At 58.1% G+C, this 18297-nt stretch carries 16 protein-coding genes; 7 read left to right on the top strand and 9 right to left on the bottom strand.

Features of this window, described 5'->3' with window-relative positions:
• Positions 1-121: 121 nt before the first annotated feature.
• From EKD05_RS21335 to EKD05_RS21325, 3 genes are read right to left on the bottom strand one after another with little or no spacing between them, the layout of a single operon-like run.
• Positions 122-1354, bottom strand: coding sequence for a DUF5010 domain-containing protein (locus EKD05_RS21335; RefSeq protein WP_240695889.1), 1233 nt, complete (start codon positions 1352-1354; stop codon positions 122-124).
• The gene (locus tag EKD05_RS21330; protein ID WP_129676937.1) at positions 1351-2568 is read right to left on the bottom strand and encodes a stage 0 sporulation family protein; all 1218 of its coding nucleotides are present in this window, start codon (positions 2566-2568) and stop codon (positions 1351-1353) included. Before EKD05_RS21330 ends, EKD05_RS21335 begins: the two co-directional genes overlap by 4 nt.
• A 52-nt stretch (positions 2569-2620) precedes the next feature.
• Complete coding sequence (locus EKD05_RS21325; RefSeq protein WP_129676935.1) at positions 2621-4156, bottom strand: adenylate/guanylate cyclase domain-containing protein; 1536 nt, start codon at positions 4154-4156, stop codon at positions 2621-2623.
• 185 nt (positions 4157-4341) lie between these two features.
• Here EKD05_RS21325 and EKD05_RS21320 point away from each other — a divergent pair, with 185 nt between their 5' ends.
• From EKD05_RS21320 to EKD05_RS21305, 4 genes are all read left to right on the top strand, one after another.
• Entirely contained in the window at positions 4342-6921 is a 2580-nt protein-coding gene (locus EKD05_RS21320; RefSeq protein WP_129676933.1) for a hypothetical protein, read from the top strand.
• A 1-nt stretch (position 6922) separates the two neighbouring features.
• On the top strand, positions 6923-7498 hold the full coding sequence (locus tag EKD05_RS21315) for a hypothetical protein (RefSeq protein WP_240695888.1): 576 nt from the start codon (positions 6923-6925) through the stop codon (positions 7496-7498).
• A gap of 11 nt (positions 7499-7509) precedes the next feature.
• Positions 7510-8547: a beta-lactamase family protein gene (locus EKD05_RS21310; RefSeq protein ID WP_240695887.1), complete on the top strand. Its 1038-nt coding sequence runs from the start codon at positions 7510-7512 to the stop codon at positions 8545-8547.
• Between the two features lie 163 nt (positions 8548-8710).
• A complete protein-coding gene (locus EKD05_RS21305) occupies positions 8711-9031 on the top strand; it encodes a Rieske 2Fe-2S domain-containing protein (protein WP_129676929.1) in 321 nt (106 codons plus the stop codon).
• A 12-nt stretch (positions 9032-9043) separates the two neighbouring features.
• Here EKD05_RS21305 and EKD05_RS21300 read toward each other — a convergent pair whose 3' ends face one another.
• Genes EKD05_RS21300 through EKD05_RS21280 form a run of 5 tightly spaced genes read right to left on the bottom strand, consistent with a single transcriptional unit; the run spans position 9044 to position 12990 of the window.
• The gene (locus EKD05_RS21300) at positions 9044-9823 is read right to left on the bottom strand and encodes a tyrosine-protein phosphatase (RefSeq protein ID WP_129676927.1); all 780 of its coding nucleotides are present in this window, start codon (positions 9821-9823) and stop codon (positions 9044-9046) included.
• 8 nt (positions 9824-9831) lie between these two features.
• Positions 9832-10500 carry a CpsD/CapB family tyrosine-protein kinase gene (locus EKD05_RS21295; protein WP_129676924.1) on the bottom strand — a complete coding sequence of 223 codons (669 nt, stop codon included), beginning with the start codon at positions 10498-10500 and terminating at the stop codon, positions 9832-9834.
• A gap of 15 nt (positions 10501-10515) precedes the next feature.
• Positions 10516-11169, bottom strand: a complete 654-nt coding sequence (locus tag EKD05_RS21290) for a YveK family protein (RefSeq protein WP_129676922.1) — start codon at positions 11167-11169, stop codon at positions 10516-10518.
• Positions 11170-11180: 11 nt separating this feature from the next.
• Positions 11181-11870 (bottom strand): hypothetical protein, encoded by a 690-nt coding sequence (locus tag EKD05_RS21285; RefSeq protein WP_129676920.1) that lies wholly within the window; start codon positions 11868-11870, stop codon positions 11181-11183.
• Between the two features lie 4 nt (positions 11871-11874).
• Complete coding sequence (locus tag EKD05_RS21280; protein WP_129676918.1) at positions 11875-12990, bottom strand: glycosyltransferase; 1116 nt, start codon at positions 12988-12990, stop codon at positions 11875-11877.
• A gap of 175 nt (positions 12991-13165) precedes the next feature.
• Between EKD05_RS21280 and EKD05_RS21275 the strand changes: the two genes are divergently transcribed.
• From EKD05_RS21275 to EKD05_RS21265, 3 genes are all read left to right on the top strand, one after another.
• Positions 13166-14185, top strand: coding sequence for a 3-oxoacyl-ACP synthase III (locus EKD05_RS21275; protein ID WP_129676915.1), 1020 nt, complete (start codon positions 13166-13168; stop codon positions 14183-14185).
• 17 nt (positions 14186-14202) lie between these two features.
• Positions 14203-14874, top strand: coding sequence for an HD domain-containing protein (locus tag EKD05_RS21270; RefSeq protein ID WP_129676913.1), 672 nt, complete (start codon positions 14203-14205; stop codon positions 14872-14874).
• Positions 14875-15087: 213 nt separating this feature from the next.
• On the top strand, positions 15088-17022 hold the full coding sequence (locus EKD05_RS21265) for a right-handed parallel beta-helix repeat-containing protein (RefSeq protein WP_129676911.1): 1935 nt from the start codon (positions 15088-15090) through the stop codon (positions 17020-17022).
• Positions 17023-17030: 8 nt separating this feature from the next.
• On the opposite strand, the gene EKD05_RS21260 is transcribed toward EKD05_RS21265, so the two are convergent.
• Positions 17031-18296, bottom strand: coding sequence for a glycosyltransferase family 4 protein (locus tag EKD05_RS21260; protein ID WP_129676909.1), 1266 nt, complete (start codon positions 18294-18296; stop codon positions 17031-17033).
• Position 18297 lies beyond the last annotated feature (1 nt).

Genomic DNA, 18297 nt, shown 5'->3' with positions numbered 1-18297 from the left:
GGAAAGGTGCTGGCACGCACCCAGGGGCCGGTTACCGTGTTGGAACGGCCCGCTCAAAAAAGTGACACCTGGTGAGGGCTGCGCCCCCAGGAGTATGCAGTTTGCCAACATACGCCTAAGCTCAGCCCCCACGACGCCAGCGACGCAAAAGATCCATGTAGAAATCGTCAGGGAGCGGCTGCCCATCAACGCCCTGGTGGCTTGCGCGTGCGATGCCGGTGCTTTCAGGCCATTCGTTCCAGGTTTCAATCAAAAGCAGATCGGTCGCGGGGGGAACAGCCGCAAGACTGGCGCGGAAGAAAGCCCCGTTGCTAGGCGGGCCACCTCCAGGCGGCGCTTCACGGGGTTGCAAGCGGGGATCGGTGATACCAACAATGCTGCGGTTATCGAAACCCGGACCAACGCTTGTGACCGAGAAGTTCCGCAGCGTGGCTGTCTGTGGGCCATGCAACGCCGTGCCCCAATGGTAGCGACCATCAGCGACTAGTTCAAGTGGCTGAAGCCCCTCGCCGGGGGCAAGGGCCTCGGGGGTAAACCAGGTCTCTTCGAGGATAAGCCAAGGCTCGACGCCAAAATCGGCGCGAAAAGCCTCTTTCACGGCCCGCCAGAGTTCACCTGCGCGATAGAGTTCGTCACAACAGAGAGCGGTGTAGGTTACAATGATCGGTCGGCCCTGCTCGGTGGCCCACATCTCACGGGGAATGCGCTCGAAAAAGCCTTTGATGTGCAAATCATAGAAGAAGTAGCCGCTACGTGCATCACTGAGCGGCATACGAGGGATGGTTGGGCCAAAACGATAGCCATCCGCGACAAAATCGTTGTACATCGCCTGCTGAGCCGTGGTATCGAGAAACATACCAATTGGGAGCGGCTTTTCGAGGATGCCATTGGCCTGCACAAGCAGATCGAGACGATCCTGGCGAAACCAGGGATGTGGATGATCACCCCAGCTTACTGGCAAGATAAGATCAAAGCCAACATCAACAAGATCGCGTAGCTCGCCTTCAAACCAATCATAATTGATCGACGAATAAGCCAGACCATCGCGGGGATCAGGATCATCAGGTAACGGCGTCAGCCAACCCGGCGGGATCGCCGTCAATTCACTAGCATCACAGGCACGCTCGGGGCAATGGTACCAGTAGAAAAAGAAGGTTCCCATGCGCTCAGGCTGGGCGCGTGGCGTCGGCACCGGAAGCGTGCTTGTCGGCAAGAACGCAGGTGAAAGCGGAGCCAGGGTTGCAGTGGGCTGAGTTGGCGGCGTTGAGACTGGTTGCTCGGTCGTACGGACACAGGCAGTGAAGCCGAGTGTAGCAACGAGCAACCAGAACAGCAGGGAAACACGGCGCATCATTGGGTCTCGGGATCAGGTTTCGCACCACCGCGCCCACTCCGGCGGCGACGGCGACGCGGCGCTGACGGAGGAGGCGTTTCGGCAGTCGGCTCGGCAGGGGATGCAGCGCTGGAAGTGGGAGGGGGCGGAGAGACGACCCGCCTCGGCGACTTTCGGGGAGGCTCAACCGGTGGCTGGGCTTGATGAGGTGATGGGGCAGAGCGCGGCGTAGCGCGAGCTGCGGGGGGACTGTCACGGAAGGGTGACTCAAAATCATCTTCGAGCAACTCGAGATCGTCAAGGAGATCGTACTGATCAATCTCATCACGGAGCTTGCGGCGGTCATGGCGTTCAGGGGTACTCGTGCGACGTTGCTGGGCCACCGGGGTAACCCCTTCGGTATTACGCGCACGAGCCGTAGCTGCAACCTGGGTTGTGGCAAGCTCAATCTGATCCATGCCATACGTCTCTTGGACACCACTCCCGACGAGCTGAACAATCAACTGCTGTTTGAGCACCTGCTGAGCAACGACCTCACCGGGGCCATCAGGGGTTTGCACCCACGTCCCTTTGCGGGGCAACTCGGCACGCATCGCCACATACTGCTCGTGTTCATACGAAAGGCAGCAGAGCAGGCGCCCACAGACCCCACTGATCTTCGAAGGATTGAGCGGCAGATCCTGATCTTTTGCCATCTTGATACTGACCCGGGCATAATCAGGCAAGAAAGAGGCACAGCAGAGCACACGGCCACACGGGCCAATGCCACCGAGCAAACGGGCCTCATCGCGAGGGCCAATCTGGCGCAACTCGATCCGGCTTTTGAAGGTACGAGCGAGATCGCGCACGAGCAAACGAAAATCAACCCGTTTTTCAGCGGTAAAATAGAAGGTCAGGCGCGCCCCATCAAAACTATACTCAGCCTTAACCAGACTCATTGGCAGGCCGTGTTCACGCACCTTTTCGGCACAGCGTTCAAGCACCTCACCGTGGCGAGCCTGGAGGTCGCGGAAGCGTTCGAGATCAACGGATTCAGCGCGGCGCACAACTGGCTTGAGTTCACCAACAATCTCACTCGCGGGAACTTCACGGCGCTCATAGGCCACACGTGCCAATTCCAGCCCACGCACCGTCTCAACAATCACCGGCTCACCAACTTGCAACTCGAACTCTTGTGGATCAAAGTAGTAAACTTTACCACTATCCTTAAAGCGAATTCCTATCACAATTGGCATACAAAGACTACTATCTAGTCAAAAAACAAGATTCCAGATATGCAAGCGGCGATCACTCAGCGCGTTGACTCGTCTCACGGGGTTTGAGCACTTTGAAGGCGCGAACGCGCTGTTGCTTGCCTTTAAGCTGCAACTCGCCCATCGCCTGCAGATCGAAGTGATGGCACACCACATCAGCGGTATCCTGACCAATAAAGACCGAGCCAGGCTCGGCGGCACCTTCGAGGCGCGAGGCCGTATTCACGGTATCACCAATGGCCGTATATTCAAGGCGATGGCGCGTACCAAAGAAACCGGTATACGCCATCCCCGTATTGACTCCGATTCGGATGGCAAAGGTACGCCCCGAGATCGCCCTGCTCACAAGACGGCGCTGGGCGGCCTGCATTTCGAGGGCAGCGGCGACCGCGCGGAAGGCATGCTGATCGTCCTCAGGCTCATCAGGCAAACGTGGCGCACCAAACACGGCCATGATACCATCTCCGATATATTTGTCTACGGTACCATTGTAACGAAAAATCACATCCGTCATTTCGTGGAGATACTCATTGAGCAGATCCTGCACCTCACGGGGGGAGAGTTGTTCGGCAAGCGAGGTAAAACCCTTGATATCAGCAAAGAGCACCGAGACCTGCTGTTCTTGCGCCTCCCAGAGTTTGCCATGTTGGGCAACATAGCGAGCGAGGGCATTGGCAACATTGGGCGAAAGAAACCGTTCAAGGTTTTGGCGGAGCTGCCCCTGATGGCGCAACTCTTCGGTGAGGCGAGCGCGTTCGAGCGCAACGGCGGCAAAATTAGCGATGGCAACGACCAGATCGCGTTCACGCTCACCAAACTGATCACGCCCGGCGGCATCAAGTAAAATAATCCCGATGGCACGACCCTGGAGCAAGAGGGGCGCGCAGATGGCCGAGCGCATATTGGCACTAATAATGCTATCGGCCTCGGCAAAATCGAGCCGGGCGTCACGAGTCAAAATCGCCTCGCGGGCATCAATTGCCTTGCGAACAATCGTACTGGAAATAGCGACATCACCCGTACCGACAGGCAGCACAACCCTGGGCACCAGTTCATCATCCTTGCGCAGCAAAAGCAGACCGCGTTCAGCCGGAACAACCTGGAGCACCTCTTCCATCACCAGATCAAGCAACTCGCGAAAATCGAGCACCTGGTTCAACCTGATCCCAATCATATAAACGGTCTGGAGATCGGCAGGTTCAAGGGGGATTTCGTGAGCTCTAACCGTACGACCATCCGACGCAAGGGGATAATAACGCTGATCGTCGAGGAAGACACTCTGGACGGCCCGATCTTCAAACTGAAGTTCAAAAGGGCCAACGCCAATGATATCGCCATCGGTGAGTTGCTCTTCTTTGACCCGAAGGCGGTTCACCGTCACCCCATTGCGGCTATCGAGATCCTTGACCCAGACCTGGCGCCCGCGCCACTCGATGCGTGCATGCTTCCGAGAAACGATCGGATGATTCAGGACAATGGCATTATCTAACTGGCGACCAATCGAGAGTCCGCCGGGGGCAACGGCAAAGGTACGAAGTTCATCATGTAAGGTGACGGTAATGCGGGCCATGCGAGACTCCGGGCTGGCGAACGACGGCAGCCATGGTTGTGCCCCGATCCATCCTGAAGACCTGTGGCATGCATCACAGTGTCGGCTGGCACATTGCAACAAACCTAGGTCTATTATAGTCCGCCCCGGGGTTGAGGGCAACCATGCTATAATCGCAAGGGGTGAAGGAGGAGGAGAGAGAAGCTATGTCGCGCATTGCGATCCAGAGTGCTCAGTTCGGGCTGGTTCCCGAGAACAAACAGGCCCAGCGTGCGTTGATCAGCGAGGTCATCCCATCCTCGCCTTTTGGCCCCGAGGCACGCAAGGGACAACTCTATCTGGTCGTTGAAGCGACTGACCAGGGCAAAGCAAGCCTGGCCGCCTGTGAATTGGTTGCCGGTGTGGTTCAGCGCGCCTTCTATCGAGACACCTCGTCCAGTATCACGTCAGCCCTACGGGCCGCGATCCGCGCAGCCAACAAGGCGCTCTACGAACACAATTTCAAGCATGCAACCGACAAACGAGTGCTGGTCGGGCTAACCTGTGCCATCGTCCGTGACGCCGATCTCTTTCTTGTTCAGGTACAGCCAGCACAGGCGTATATCCTGAGTGAGGGGCGCATTCGAGCCTTGCCATCCCATGCCGTCTGGGATCCTACCAGCACCAATGCCCTGCCTTTTACCCAGGCCACGGCCCTGGGCGCAAGCCTCTTTGTCGAGCCCGAACTCTACCGTGCAAGCATAGGCGCAGGCGGGGGGGCCTTGCTCTGTTCAAGTAATTTTGCGCAACTGCTGAACCGCACCGAGGTAGAAGCCAGGCTGGGTCAAGATGACGCCACGGTCATGCTGAAACGGCTTGAAGAGCTTGCCCACACCCATGAACTCGACAGTCCCCATGCCCTGGTGATCAGGTTTACCCCTGAAGCGAAGCCTCGCAACCGCCAGGTCGTCCCCAGCAAGAGCGCGACCCGCACAAGGCAGGGGTCGCAGATGGCAGGGATGCGTGAATGGGTAGACAAACTAAGGCGCACGTTAAGGGGGCGGCCCGAGCGAAGCAATCAAGAGGAATCTGACGAGCCCGAGGCTGAACCGATCGATCTGATGCAACGGATGCCGGAAGAGCCAACGTACTCGGCGGCACCAATTCCTCGCGCAACACCGATCAATCTTGGTGACGGGATTGGGGATCGTTACGCACGACTACGCGAGGCACGGGCCGACACCGCACCGCTACGGCTCGAAAACCTGCCCCCTTCAACCTTTCTCGGTGAAGGGACGGTGCCCGTTTCAGGCAACCGTCGCATCGATCTGAGCAGTGAAGAGACGATCAGTGGGGCAGGCCCATACCGCCCTCGCTATGAAGAACGCCCCCTCGTTGACCTGACCTGGGGGGAACGACTTGCCCTGCCCTTCCATCGGATGAGCAATAGCGTCAATGGCTATTTCCGTGAACGTCGCGTCCGCCGAACGGTGCAACCGCAACGTCCGATCCATCGGGGCAATGGGCTTTCGTACCGGCGCAAAGGGCCTCCTTTTCCATGGGCGCTCTTTCTTGGCCTATTGCTGATGATCACCATCATGGTGATCTACGGCATGAATTTGAGTCGTCAGAATGACCAGCAGATTGTGCTCGAATACTTCACGGTCGCCGACGAACAATTGGCGACCGTGCGTAGCGCCGAAGATGCCAACGAAGCGCTGGTGACGCTGGAGTTTGCCCGTGAAGCGATTGATGAGCTACGGGGCAGTGCGCTCATTACGACGACGAATCCGACGCTCTGGCTCCGCTATCAAGAATTACAACGCGAGTACGAACGTGCCTTGGCATCCGTACAGCGCATTACCTTTCTTGATGAACCTGTGGTAGTGGCGGTGCATCCGCTTGCCACCGGACGCTTTGCCGATGTGATTGTGCCTCCAGTGATGACTAATGTGACCGATACAAATCTGCTCGAACGCTTGCAGTATATCTACGCCGTTGATATCGACACCCAGAATAGTCGTCTCTACCGTATTCCCCAGGAGGGGGGCCGTGCCGAGCCATTTCTCAGCCCTGGGCAGGGAGTAGGTTCAACCGTGGTCGGGCCAGTGCGGGCAGCGACCTGGCGCATTGACCAAGTCGTCGCGATTGACGAGGCGACGAGTGGTTTTGGGTACTATTTTCGTACCGGATCAAACTGGAACTACGCCAAGCTCGGGGCAAGCGAGATCTGGCGTCTACGCGACCGGTTGCGGGTGCGTGAGTATGGCGGCAATCTCTATGTCTGGGGCGCAGTCGCCAATGAGGTACTGCGCTTTCGCTCGGGGAGTTATAGTGATGCCCCCGATTACTGGCTTGATGTCAATAGTCTTGCTGATGTCGATCTGAGTACCGTGGTTGATATGGCTGTTGATGGGAGCATCTATTTACTGCGGGCCGATGGCACCGTGCTCGTCTTTAGTCAGGGCCAATTTGTTGGTGAAGTAAAACCAGAAGCGATCAATCCTCCGTTGACAATCGTGCGTGGCTTTGTTGTGACCGGAACATCACCCGAAGATGGCTACTTCTTCTTGATTGACACGCTGAATGAGCGTATTCTCCAGATGGAAAAGGTAAGCGGCACCATTATTCAACAGATCAAGGTTCGGACTGACGGCCCTCTTCGCCTCGATGAGTTGAATAATCTGACGGTCACCAACGATGGCATCCGCACGAACCTCTACCTCGTCAATGCCAACCAGATCATCGAGGCTGAACTACCGGCACCACCACGTTCATTTCGTGAGAGTGGCGAAGGAACACAATAAGATGTGGGGCGAACCAAGCGTACGATACGCGCAACCTCGCGTCGTGCCCTGGCCTGTTCCGGGACTCTTCCTGGTGTTTGTGCTGCTGCTGTTATCCGGCTGTGTCACGGTGGCCGACCAAGAAGTCGCAGGCGCAGGTGCTTCAAGCCCGCAGGCGGTGGTTGAGAGTTTTATCGAAGATCTGAATACCGCGCTCGCTGAAGAGAATCTGACTGATCCAGAAGTACGGCGGATTTGGGCCGAACGGCTGGCGAGCCATTTTGCCCCGAGTGAGCGGGTTGATCAACGCAACGCAATGAGCCAGATGCTGCTCAATTTTGTGACAACCGCGAACGAGCCCGTAGTGGGAAGCCGCGCCACCCTCAAGATCACGTACAGCTATGTCGAGATTTTGCGTCGTGAAGAGGGACGAGCCCTTGTCAACCTTGTTGACGGAACATTCGTCCTGGTCTTTCTTGATGCAGAGGACAATGTGTTACGTGAACGAACTGGCGGGCTGACAGAAGTGCTTGGACAAACAAGTGGCGGGTTGCCCGTGATCCAGGTTGGCAGTAGCTGGTATATGACCGAGGGGTGAGGCAAACGATTGTGATCCAGCAGGCCATTGCAGCACGCATCTTTCCAGGGGCGGTAATCCTGGCAACCCGTGACGGGGCAACATTGCGTGATCAGGCGTATGGCACAACGATGTACGAGGATGAGGGCACGCGATCGGTTGGGCGTGACGATATCTTTGACATTGCCTCGCTGACCAAAGTAGTGACGGCGACAGCGGCCTTGCGGCTCTATGATCTTGGTGAACTGACGCTCGACCACGCGATCACATCCTATCTGCCAGCGGCACGGGCACAATACGTCACGGTGCACCATCTGTTGACCCATTGCTCGGGCCTGGATCTGCGCCTCTCGACGCTGCGCAACGAGGGGGCCGCAGGCATTCAGGCTGCGATCTACGCCGCCGAGCCAGTCAAACCACCCGGGGCGCATCTGGCCTATACCAATATCAATAGTCTGTTGCTTGGCGAGATTGTCGCAGTCGTCGCGGGCCTCCCCCTTGACCAGGCAGTCCAGAAACTTGTGCTTGACCCTCTGGGTATGCACGCAACCGGCTACTGCCCCTCAGGAGCCTTACACGAACGCATTGTGCCAACAGAATGGGATGATACCTGGCGGCAGAGGCTCGTGCATGGCGTGGTTCACGACGAGAGTGCCTATGCGCTGGGAGGAGTTGCAGGCCACGCTGGGCTTTTCAGCACCGCCCGCGATCTTGAACGGCTGGTGCGCATGTGGCTGCAGGGTGGGGCCTGGGCAGATCAGCAGATGCTGCGCGAAGCCACGGTTGCGCTAGCTTTACGGGATGCTACTACCGGGCTCCGAACTGACTCAGGGCAGGCACTGTCGAGCGGGTTGGGATGGATGTTGGATCGGGCCAACTTTATGGGGGCTGCACCCAAAGGAAGCTTTGGGCATACAGGCTTTACCGGGCCGGCCATCATTGGCGTGCCACAGGCTCAACTAGCCCTGGTTGTGTTGAGCAATCGGGTCTACCCCCAGCGCACGCCCCCGCCGTACCGGCACCATGTGATCACAGCCGCGATCCTGGAAGAACTACTACGTGGTCTGTGAACGAAGTTTTCTTGTCTTTTGCAAGCCTGCTTTGCCCCCTCCCCAGCCCTCCCCCGCTGGGGGAGGGAGCCGGACGCCTCCCCCCAGCGGGGGGAGGTTGGGAGGGGGGCTGAAAGAGCAGAAAACTTCGTTACACACTACATAGTATGAGGGAGAAGCGAGTATGGCCGGTGAGTGGGTGAAGATAGGTGAGGCAAACGAATTGGCACCAGGGCAACTGATCTATGCCGTGATCGAAGGCTTGCCGGTTACGGTCGCCAATGTGGATGGCACCCTCTATGCCTTCAGTGATGCCTGTCGCCACGAAGGCGGGCCGCTTTCGGCGGGGGTTCTCATCGGCGCGACGATCACATGTCCGTGGCACGGATGGGCCTACGATGTGCAGACAGGCAAAAGCCTCGTGCCTCCGGTGGGGCTACGCCTGGCAACCTACCCGGTACGGATCTGTGACGATACGATCTGGGTTGAGCTTGACTGGGAGTAGTAAGACCATAGATCAAGCGTACCGCGAGCCGTCCCAATTGCGAATGCGCGAGGGAGGCATCGGCGTCAGCGACGCATCAGCGAGAATAGCCTCGGGGTGGAGGCGGGTGAGGGCATCGGCGAGATCCTCGCTGACGAGTTGAGCAACACGTATGCGTGCTGCGCCCAGATTCGGTACCCGCCCGAGGTGCAAGCCGTGGGCGTCGGTTGCGAGGATCTGCACCAAGCCATGCTGCACCATCAATTCGCCCAGCATCTTCATACGCGAACCCTGGACACCGAGCAGCGCATCACAAGTGAGTTGCATCACGATACCACGCTCGATCATCGGAATCAAGGTATTGGGGTCGCGCAGCACAAAATGGTAGCGTTCAGGATGGGCGAGCACAACCCGATAGCCTGCGAGTTGAAACCCAAAGATAATCTGCTCGGCGGCCTGCGGGGTAATATGCAGCGGAAACTCGACGAGCACCGCACGACCTGTTTCGTAGGGCAAGAGCGCACCGGCCTGCAAGCGTTCAAGCGCACCCGGCTCACCATAGATCTCAGTTCCTGCGATAAGCTGCAGCGGCACATCCTCGTGCGCAAGGGCGGCGCGCAACTCGGCGAGGCGCTGCTGGGCCAGTTTGACCTCATAGCGCGTCCAGGTACTGACCGAACTAGCACCGTGGGGCGTTGCAGCCATGATCGTCACGCCATCAGCAACGGCAGCCCGGGCAAGCGCAACGGCCTCTTGCAGTGAACGAGTACCATCATCAATATTGTGGAGAATATGGGAATGCAGATCAATCATATGCTCCCCTAATACGTATAACCGCGCTCAACCTTCGCCCCATTGAGCACCACCCCAACGATATTGGCCTTGACCTGTTCGAGCAGACGGCGCGCCTCACGGGCACGGTCGCGGCGGGTCTGCCCAGCATGGAGCACAAGCAGCACCCCATCAACGCGAGAGGCCAGCGTAGCAGCATCGGTAACAGCCACGACCGGGGGCGTATCAAAAAGCACAATCTCGGCCTCAGAGCGCATCCGCTCGATCAGGGCGCCCATACGGCGTGAGCCAAGCAGATCGGCGGGACGCGGGGGCAACGGGCCACTGGTCAGCACATGGAGACCGGGGACACTCGTCGGCTGGATGGGCAGGGGGCCATCGTCCTGCGCAAGCACGGCACTAGTGAGGCCGCGCTCATTGGGCAGCCCAAAGATCGTATGCAAACTGGGGCGGCGCAGGTCGCAATCAACGATCAGCACCCGCTGTTCGGCTTGAGCCATCGTGACGGCCAGATTCGCCAGGGTCGTACTCTTGCCTTCATCAGGGGCCGTACTGGTGACCAACAGCGTATGGAGAGGCCGGTCAAGGCTCGAAAAAAGCAGATTGGTACGCAGGGTACGAAACGCCTCTGCCGCAGGCGAGCCAGGGTCGCGCAGCGTAATCAGCGTCGTCTCGGGCGAAGAACCATTGGCACCCACAGCTATCTCCTCGTTTTATGGCTCAACGGTAGGAATCGCGCCCAAAGTCGTCAAGCCAACAAAACGCTCAACATCGCTACTACTCTTAAGCGTATCATCAAGATACTCAAGCACATAGGCCAGCAACACCCCAAGCATCAGGCCAAGCAGCGCCCCAGCAAGCACATTGATCCGTGTATTGGGTTGAATAGCGGTCAGGCGGGCCTGCTGAATACGTTGCACATTGATCCGGGCGGTGCCCTCGAGCGTCGCATTAATGCGGTTCACTTCCGCAACGAGGCGATTGCCCACGGCATCGGCCATTGCCATCGACTGAGCGAGGGTTGGTGCGTCCACCTCAATAATAATCTTCTGCTCATCAGGCCGAGGCTGGATATTGACATCGCGCATCCAGCGTTCACCGCTAATATCCAGGCCAATCTCCTGGCTAATCTGGTCGAGCACATCGGGCTGCATCACCAATTCGCGGTAGCTATTCATCGAATTACGGAGCACAATATTCAGGCCATTATCAGCCTGGTTGGCCAGGGCCAGATAGACCGCCTGCGAGCGAAACGTCTGAGGGATCAGCTTGCTGACGCCATACGCCGCCACTGCCGCAGCGACGAGGGTCAGCACAACCACCCACCAGCGTTTCGCGAGCACAAGCCCATAATCACGTAACTGCATCGCACCCTCACTTATTCTTTAGGAATCACGGCAAGCACAGGTGCGCCCGTCCATCGTTCAGCCTGACGTGCATGATAGATTCGATCATCAAGATACGCAAGGCCAAGGGCAATGCCCACCGCCGCGACAAGTGCCAGGGCAACCCGCAGGCCCACTTCACGCACAAGCCCGGTGAGGCTCTGCGACGAAGCGGCGGCCCCCGGGGGATCAATCACCTGCACCTGCAACCCACCGGCGGGATCGCGGCCCCAGTAGACCAACCCCCCCTCACGGAGACTCGTCACAGCCGCCTGCGCCATCGCAACAGCCAGTTCGGGGGTTGCGGCCGTTGCGCTAAGCAGCACCGAGCGATGGGTCGTCTCGACACGCAAACCGCCCTGGATCGCAGGCACCTCAAGGGCATAGCCCTGGGCGGCCATCGCGGCCTGGACATCGGTAGCAAAGAGCGCGCTGGAGATCACAGCGGGCAGGTCATCAAGGATATACGCCGTTGTGAGCCAAGTCGTACCGACATCAAGGGGCGGCAGCGGCAACTCAGGATCAGGTTCAGGAGCCTGGGTCACCATCAAACGCACCGTTGTCTGGAAGACCGGGGTACGCCCGAGCAGCGTCAGCGTACTCAGACCAGCCGTCAGCAATGGCAAAACAACCAGCACTGGCCAATAACGGAGCAGCAGCGCAATGTATTCACGAAGAAGCATAGGCTTACGAACGAACGTGTGGGAGGCGCTGCTGTTGATGGTCTTGCAGCGTCTCATCAATCAGCGTGCGCATCCGGCTAAGAAAGAGATCGCGCCGATACTGCTCGGCGTGACGGCGGATCGCAGCGTGATCATACCAGTCTGCGTGTGAAGCTGCAACTGCTGCCGCGACTGCAGCCGCCGTCTGCTGATGAAAAAAGCGCCCGGTCACGCCATCAATAACGGTTTCGAGCGCACCACCGGCACCATAGGCAATCACCGGGCGCCCGGCAGCCATTGCTTCGAGCGGCGTAATGCCAAAATCCTCTTCACCGGGAAAGATAAACGCACGGCAGCGCGCAAAGAGATCGCAGCGAGTTCCTTCATCCACCCAGCCAAGAAACTCGATATTTGGGCCAGCAAGTTGTTGGAGGCGCTGACGGTCGCGGCCATCGCCAAAAACCTTGAGCGGCAGGCGCAATTTCGTGAACGCCTCGATAATCAACTCGATCCGCTTATACGGAATAAGCCGACCACCGGCTAGATAGAAATCACCCGTAGGCTGTGGCTCGTACGGAGGCAGATCCACAGGCGGGGCGATCACCTGCGAGGAACGACCGTAATAGCGCGCAATGCGTCCGGCCACCTCATATGAATTAGCGACAAACCGATCGACGCGATTCGCCGTAATGACATCCCAGAGTCTAACATAGGTCAGGCCGATCGGCAACAGCACCCGTTGCAACCCGGTAATCTCTTCACGCTCGATGTACTCACGTGTTCGCCACGCAAAACGCATCGGCGTATGGCAATAGCAGATATGCAATGCCCCAGGCCGGGGCATGACCCCTTTGGCATAGGCACTGCTGCTCGAGATCAACAGGTCATACTCACTAAAGTCAAAGCTCTCGAAGGCGGTTGGATAGAGCAAGAAGTAACGGCGAAAGTGCTTGCGCCAACCCGGGAGGCGTTGCATAAACGAGGTACGAATATCCCAGGTACGATAGTGGCCTGGCATCGCCTCGGCATCATAGATCGAGGTATAGACAGGCGCACCAGGGAACAATTCGCAGAGGGCCTCGAGGACCCGCTCGGCACCACCGTACTGATTCAGATAATCGTGAATGATCGCGACGCGCATAATTCAGTATCACCAAGCCTGCCTACAGGCGAACGCGGCCCGCAGCCCGGCAGTTTGCACGCCGGTTAATCTACCATAGGATAGCATAGATTTGCGATGCCAGTGTCATCCTGCCCACAAGAAATGTGGTACGATACCCCAGGAAAGGTTCCTTTTGCAAATCGGGAGGTCTGGCGTGCTCTTTCAGAATGTCGCCATCGAGGCGCTGGGTTATGAGTTGGCCCCGCACCGGATCAGTTCGGCCTGGCTTGAAGATCAGATCAGTGAGACCATGGAGCGCCTTGGGGTACCAAAGGGCCGTCTAGAGCAACTCTCGGGGATTCAGGAACGTCGCTTCTGGGAGGCCGGTACCCGCCCCAGTGCCACGGCAACGCTGGCCGGCGCCAAAGTGCTGGCGGCTGCCGAGGTTGATCCAGGCCGGATCGGGCTCTTGCTCAACACCTCGGTCTGTCAGGATTTTCTCGAACCTTCAACGGCATGCTTTGTCCATCGCAGTCTCGGCCTGGCACCAAAGGCGATCAACTACGATCTGCGCAATGCCTGCCTGGGCTTTTTGAATGGGATGCACGTCGCGGCAATGATGATCGAGCTGGGGGAGATCGAGTATGCCCTGATCGTCAATGGTGAAGGCTCGCAAGAGATTGTGACGGCAACGCTCGAGCGCTTGAAGCGCCCTGAGACAAGCGCGATCGAGTTCCGCGATAACTTTGCAGCGTTGACCCTTGGCTCTGGCGCAGCAGCAATGTTGCTTGCGCATCGCAGCGTCGCCCGCTCGCCACACCGGCTCAATGGCCTGGTCTCACTGGCAGCCACCGAACACAACGAGCTCTGCATTGGCAATCCTGATTATATGAAGACCGATGCCAGCGCCCTGCTGGTAGCCGGGGTCAAGCTTGCCACCGAGACGTGGGCACGCGCCCAAGAGCGATTGCCCAACTGGTCTGATGAGCAGATTGCGCTCTATGCTCCCCACCAGGTCAGCGGACGGCATATGGCCGCCGTCAGCGAAGCCCTTGGCTTGACGCCGGCGAAGCTTGCCTTGAATTTCCAGGTGCTGGGCAACATCGGGCCTGCAGCACTTCCGATCAGTCTGGCGCAAGCTGCCGAGGCAGGCCGGATCAAAGCTGGCGATCACGTCGGTTTGCTCGGAATCGGCTCTGGGATTAATTGTTCGATGATGAGTGTTACCTGGTAAGTATGGGTCAAGAGTTTATGATTGATGAAACTTTCTGGGAACCACGGTTTATCGCTTTTCTTGACTCACGCGAAGCAGAGCATGATGCTGCCCATAATCGTGAACACCTCAGGCGGGTGGTCGCCAATGCACGCCGCCTTGCCGTTGCCGAAAATGCTGATCTTACGGTCGTTTTGCCCGCAGCCTGGTTGCACGATTGTGTCAGTGTGCCCAAAGATTCGCTCCAACGCCCCTTTGCTTCAACGATGGCCGCAACAGCAGCCAGTTCGTTCCTGACTTGGTCAGGCTATCCACCTTTTCGTATTCCCGCGATTGCCCATGCGATCATGGCTCACAGCTTCACCGCAAACATTGCCCCGCTGACCATTGAAGCCAGGGTCGTTCAGGATGCTGATCGCCTTGATGCCCTTGGTGCCATTGGTCTCGCCCGCTGTCTGATGCTCAACGGGCAGCTTGGACGCCCACTCTACGATCCTGCCGAACCATTCCCTACCCAACGCCCTGCGGATGATACGCTTTCAGCCGTTGATCATTTCTACACCAAACTGCTCGGTCTCGCCGCAACAATGACAACTGCGGCCGGCAAAGCTGAAGCCGAACGCCGCACGGTCTTCCTTACCCAGTTCCTCCAACAACTGAGTGAAGAATTGGGGGTTGCGTTGCCGCAACCTCAGGTTGATGCTCGGTAGGGCCACAGCAGGCCCTACCGCCCACTTTATGTGCCCGGTAGAGGTAGCTTTCACCCTTTCTCCTGGAAGCGAGGGCATCTCGCCCTCGTCATACGTTCGAGGGCGAGATGCCCTCGCTCCCAGGGTCAGATACACCAACTCTGAAATCTTACCCCCCTATAGGCATGGCCATAAGTTCCCTGTAAAGGCAAAGGAGATGAAAGAGTGTCCCAGATGCAGTATCCAGAGGATCGAACTGGTCGTCGTTCGCTGTGGGTTACGTTGATCACGGTTGTTGTGTTCGTGTTTGGCTTCATTGCGCGTACCCCTTCCCAGGCCCAATCGCCTGCACTGGAACGTCAAGAGGCTGCCGGCAGACTTAGCCAGGCTACAACGGTGATCGTGGTTGATACGAGTGCTGACCTCGATAGTAGCAGTATGCGCAAGACATGTACCTACACCTCCGGGGCTATTTTTGTGCCCGCAACCGATGGGTGTACCTTGCGCCGTGCGATCCTTGAGGCTGCAGCCCGCCCGCCGGCTGATCGCCCGATCGAAATTCACTTCAATCTGGCTGATGATGATCCGAATAAGGATCGAGAAGTCAGTGGTACATGGACGTTGCCAATTGATGCGGCACTGCCTACATTGAGAACGCAGTCAATTCTTGATAAGACCGGTGATGTAACGATTGATGGGGCAACGCAGCCAGGTGGACGGACTGATGGCCCGCCGATCATTCTTGCGACGAATGACCAGAGCCTGGAGGTCGAAAGTACCGGCAATACGATCCGCAATTTAGCGTTTAAGGGTGGCGGTGCGATCTTTCTGAAAGAGAATGGCAATACGGTCGAACAGATCTGGATGGGTCTGAGCGATGATGGTACCTCCATCGTTTTTCGGACACCGGCCCAACCGAGTCGGATGGCTGGGGGCGGTATTTTCATTGCCTCTAATGACAATCTCGTCCAGAATAACATCATTGCTGGGGCGTTTGCCCGTGCCATCAGCATTGATGGGAGTCGCACAAACAATACGATTCAGAATAATTTGATTGGCACACGAGCAGATGGTACGGTGCCTGCTGTCCCTGCGGCGGCGCAGTGTCTCCGTTCGCTCAGCCTTGATCCGCAAAATTGGTACGGTGGCTGGGGCATTGCCTTGAGTGGCAGCAACAATCGGCTCATTGGCAATCGCATTGCCGGGTTGCATATCATTCAGTCGCTCAACGATACGCCGCCTATCGCGATTGAGATCTTTGGCAGCGGCCACGAGGTGCGTGACAATGTGATTGGCATTGACAGCGCAGGTGCTCCCGTTGGCGTTTGTGGGCAAGGAATTAAGGTTTCGGGGAGCAATACGCAGATCGTTGATAATCTGATTACAGGTAGTCGTGCTGGGTTTGAGGATGATGAGTCGACTGCTATCCTTGCGAGCGATACTTCGCCTACCTTTGGGCAAATCACGGTGCGACGCAATCTGATCGAACGCGGCCCCGGGCGGGTCTATGCTTTTGGGCCTGGGATACCCGCAGTGCTGCGCACCTTCCAGCCGGCCCGCGTTACGTCCATTGATGGAACCACCGTACGGGGAAGCAGTGGGCTCAATAGTCCCTGTCCCGGATGTTTGATCGATCTCTACAGCGATAATGGCGACGAGATTGCCGAAACACTGAGCTATCTTGGTGAGGCGCTTGCGGATGCCACCGGGGCTTTCACGGTCACGCTGAGCGCACCTCTACAACCAGGCGTGGGCCTTCGTACGAGCAGTACCACGCAATCTGCTGGGGTGATTGGCAACTATCTGAGTGGCACGACAACGCAGGTCTCAAAGCTCTATCTGCCGTTGAGCGAACTCAGCATCACCGGGCCAGTCACAGGCACCGCCGGGATGACCTATACGTTTGTTTTTGATGTTGCGCCGCTGGGGGCGACGGCACCCTATACCTATACGGCCACAGTCACTGATGTAGCTGAACCCGTTACCCTCGTCACGGCAAGTTCGACGGTTACTGTTACGTATAGCTGGCCCACCAGTGGCACCAAGACGATCGGCGTCAATGTTACCAACGAATTGAGTGAAGTGACTGCGACGCATACGATTGACATTACAGGCACAACCATCCCAGATGATGAGTGGAGGGTGTATCTGCCGCTGCTTAATCGTTAGGTGCGCCCTCAACGTTGAAGCAAGGCTTCGTAGAGGCCGCGTATCCGCTGATACGCGGCCTCCCAGGTGAACTCGCGCATGACACGAGTCTGGCCGGCAAGCCCAAGTTGCTGAGCATATCCAGGGTCGTTCAGCACACGCTTGAGGGCCGCAGCGAGCGCAGCGGTATCGCCAAAGGGGACAAGCAACCCGTCGAGGCCATCACGAATGACAGCGGGGACGCCGCCGGCCAGTGCGCCAACAACGGGCACACCATAGGCCCACGCTTCGAGGTAGCTAATGCCAAAGCTGTCGGTGCGCGATGGTTGCGCATAGACCGTTGCGGCAGCCAGGGCGTCGCGGCGCGTTGCGTCGCTGACATAACCAAGGACACGGATGCGTGCCCTGGCCTCGGCGGGCAAGCGCTTGCAATAGTGCTCGAAGTGGGCAAGGAGCGGCCCGCACTGCACCCAGGTTGCCTCGACACCACTGGCCCAGAGGCGCTGCATTGCTTCGAGCACGTGAATGGTTCCTTTATCGTAGGCCGCAGCCCCCAGACTCAAGACCATCGGGCCACTGATCTGATGTTGCGCCCGGAACGCCGCCCCATCGCCACCAGCGACCTCGGCAGGATCAATGCCGGCGCCAACAACGTGTACCTGCGCAGCGGGCACACCATAGCCAATCAGCCCGTCACGTTCGAGCGTCGTCATCGTTGCCACCGCCGCGCAATCTTGCAGCAACGCGATCTGGTGGGGCATCGTATAGTACTGCACAATCTGGCGCTTGCCCGGCTCGCCCAGATGCACAAACGGGGTACAGAGATGGCGTATGCCCCGCTGCCTGGCCCAGCGAGCAGCGGGAATGACGGCAAAATCGAGCGTAATATTCGTCGTATGCAGCACCGTCACATCCGCGAGTTCGGGGGCCGTTGCCAAAAAATGCTCAAGCGCGGGGAGGCGCGGGGTCAGGGTCGCGAGGCGCATCAAGAGCGGGGCAACGGGTTGGCCCAGACGCCCCAGGTCAACCATCAGCCGACGGAGGATCTGATAGGCGAGCGAAGGGCCGGGCATCCGCTGCACAGGGAAGCGGATGATGCGCATCCCATCCTGCTCGGTGACACCAGGCTCGACGTGGCGGCAACGGGCATCCCAGAAATACTCAAGATCCAGGGCATCAGTGCTGAGCAGCGTCACACGATGGCCTTCACGGACGAGGCGCGCCCCTATTTCACGAAAATAGCGCGAGGCACCCGAGGCAGGATTGTAGAGCTGATTGAGATGCAGAATATGCATA

Origin of the sequence: Candidatus Chloroploca sp. Khr17 (assembly GCF_004138165.1) — a bacterium.
Classification (GTDB): Bacteria; Chloroflexota; Chloroflexia; order Chloroflexales; family Chloroflexaceae; genus Chloroploca.
This window is presented reverse-complemented; position numbering and strand designations above follow the sequence as displayed.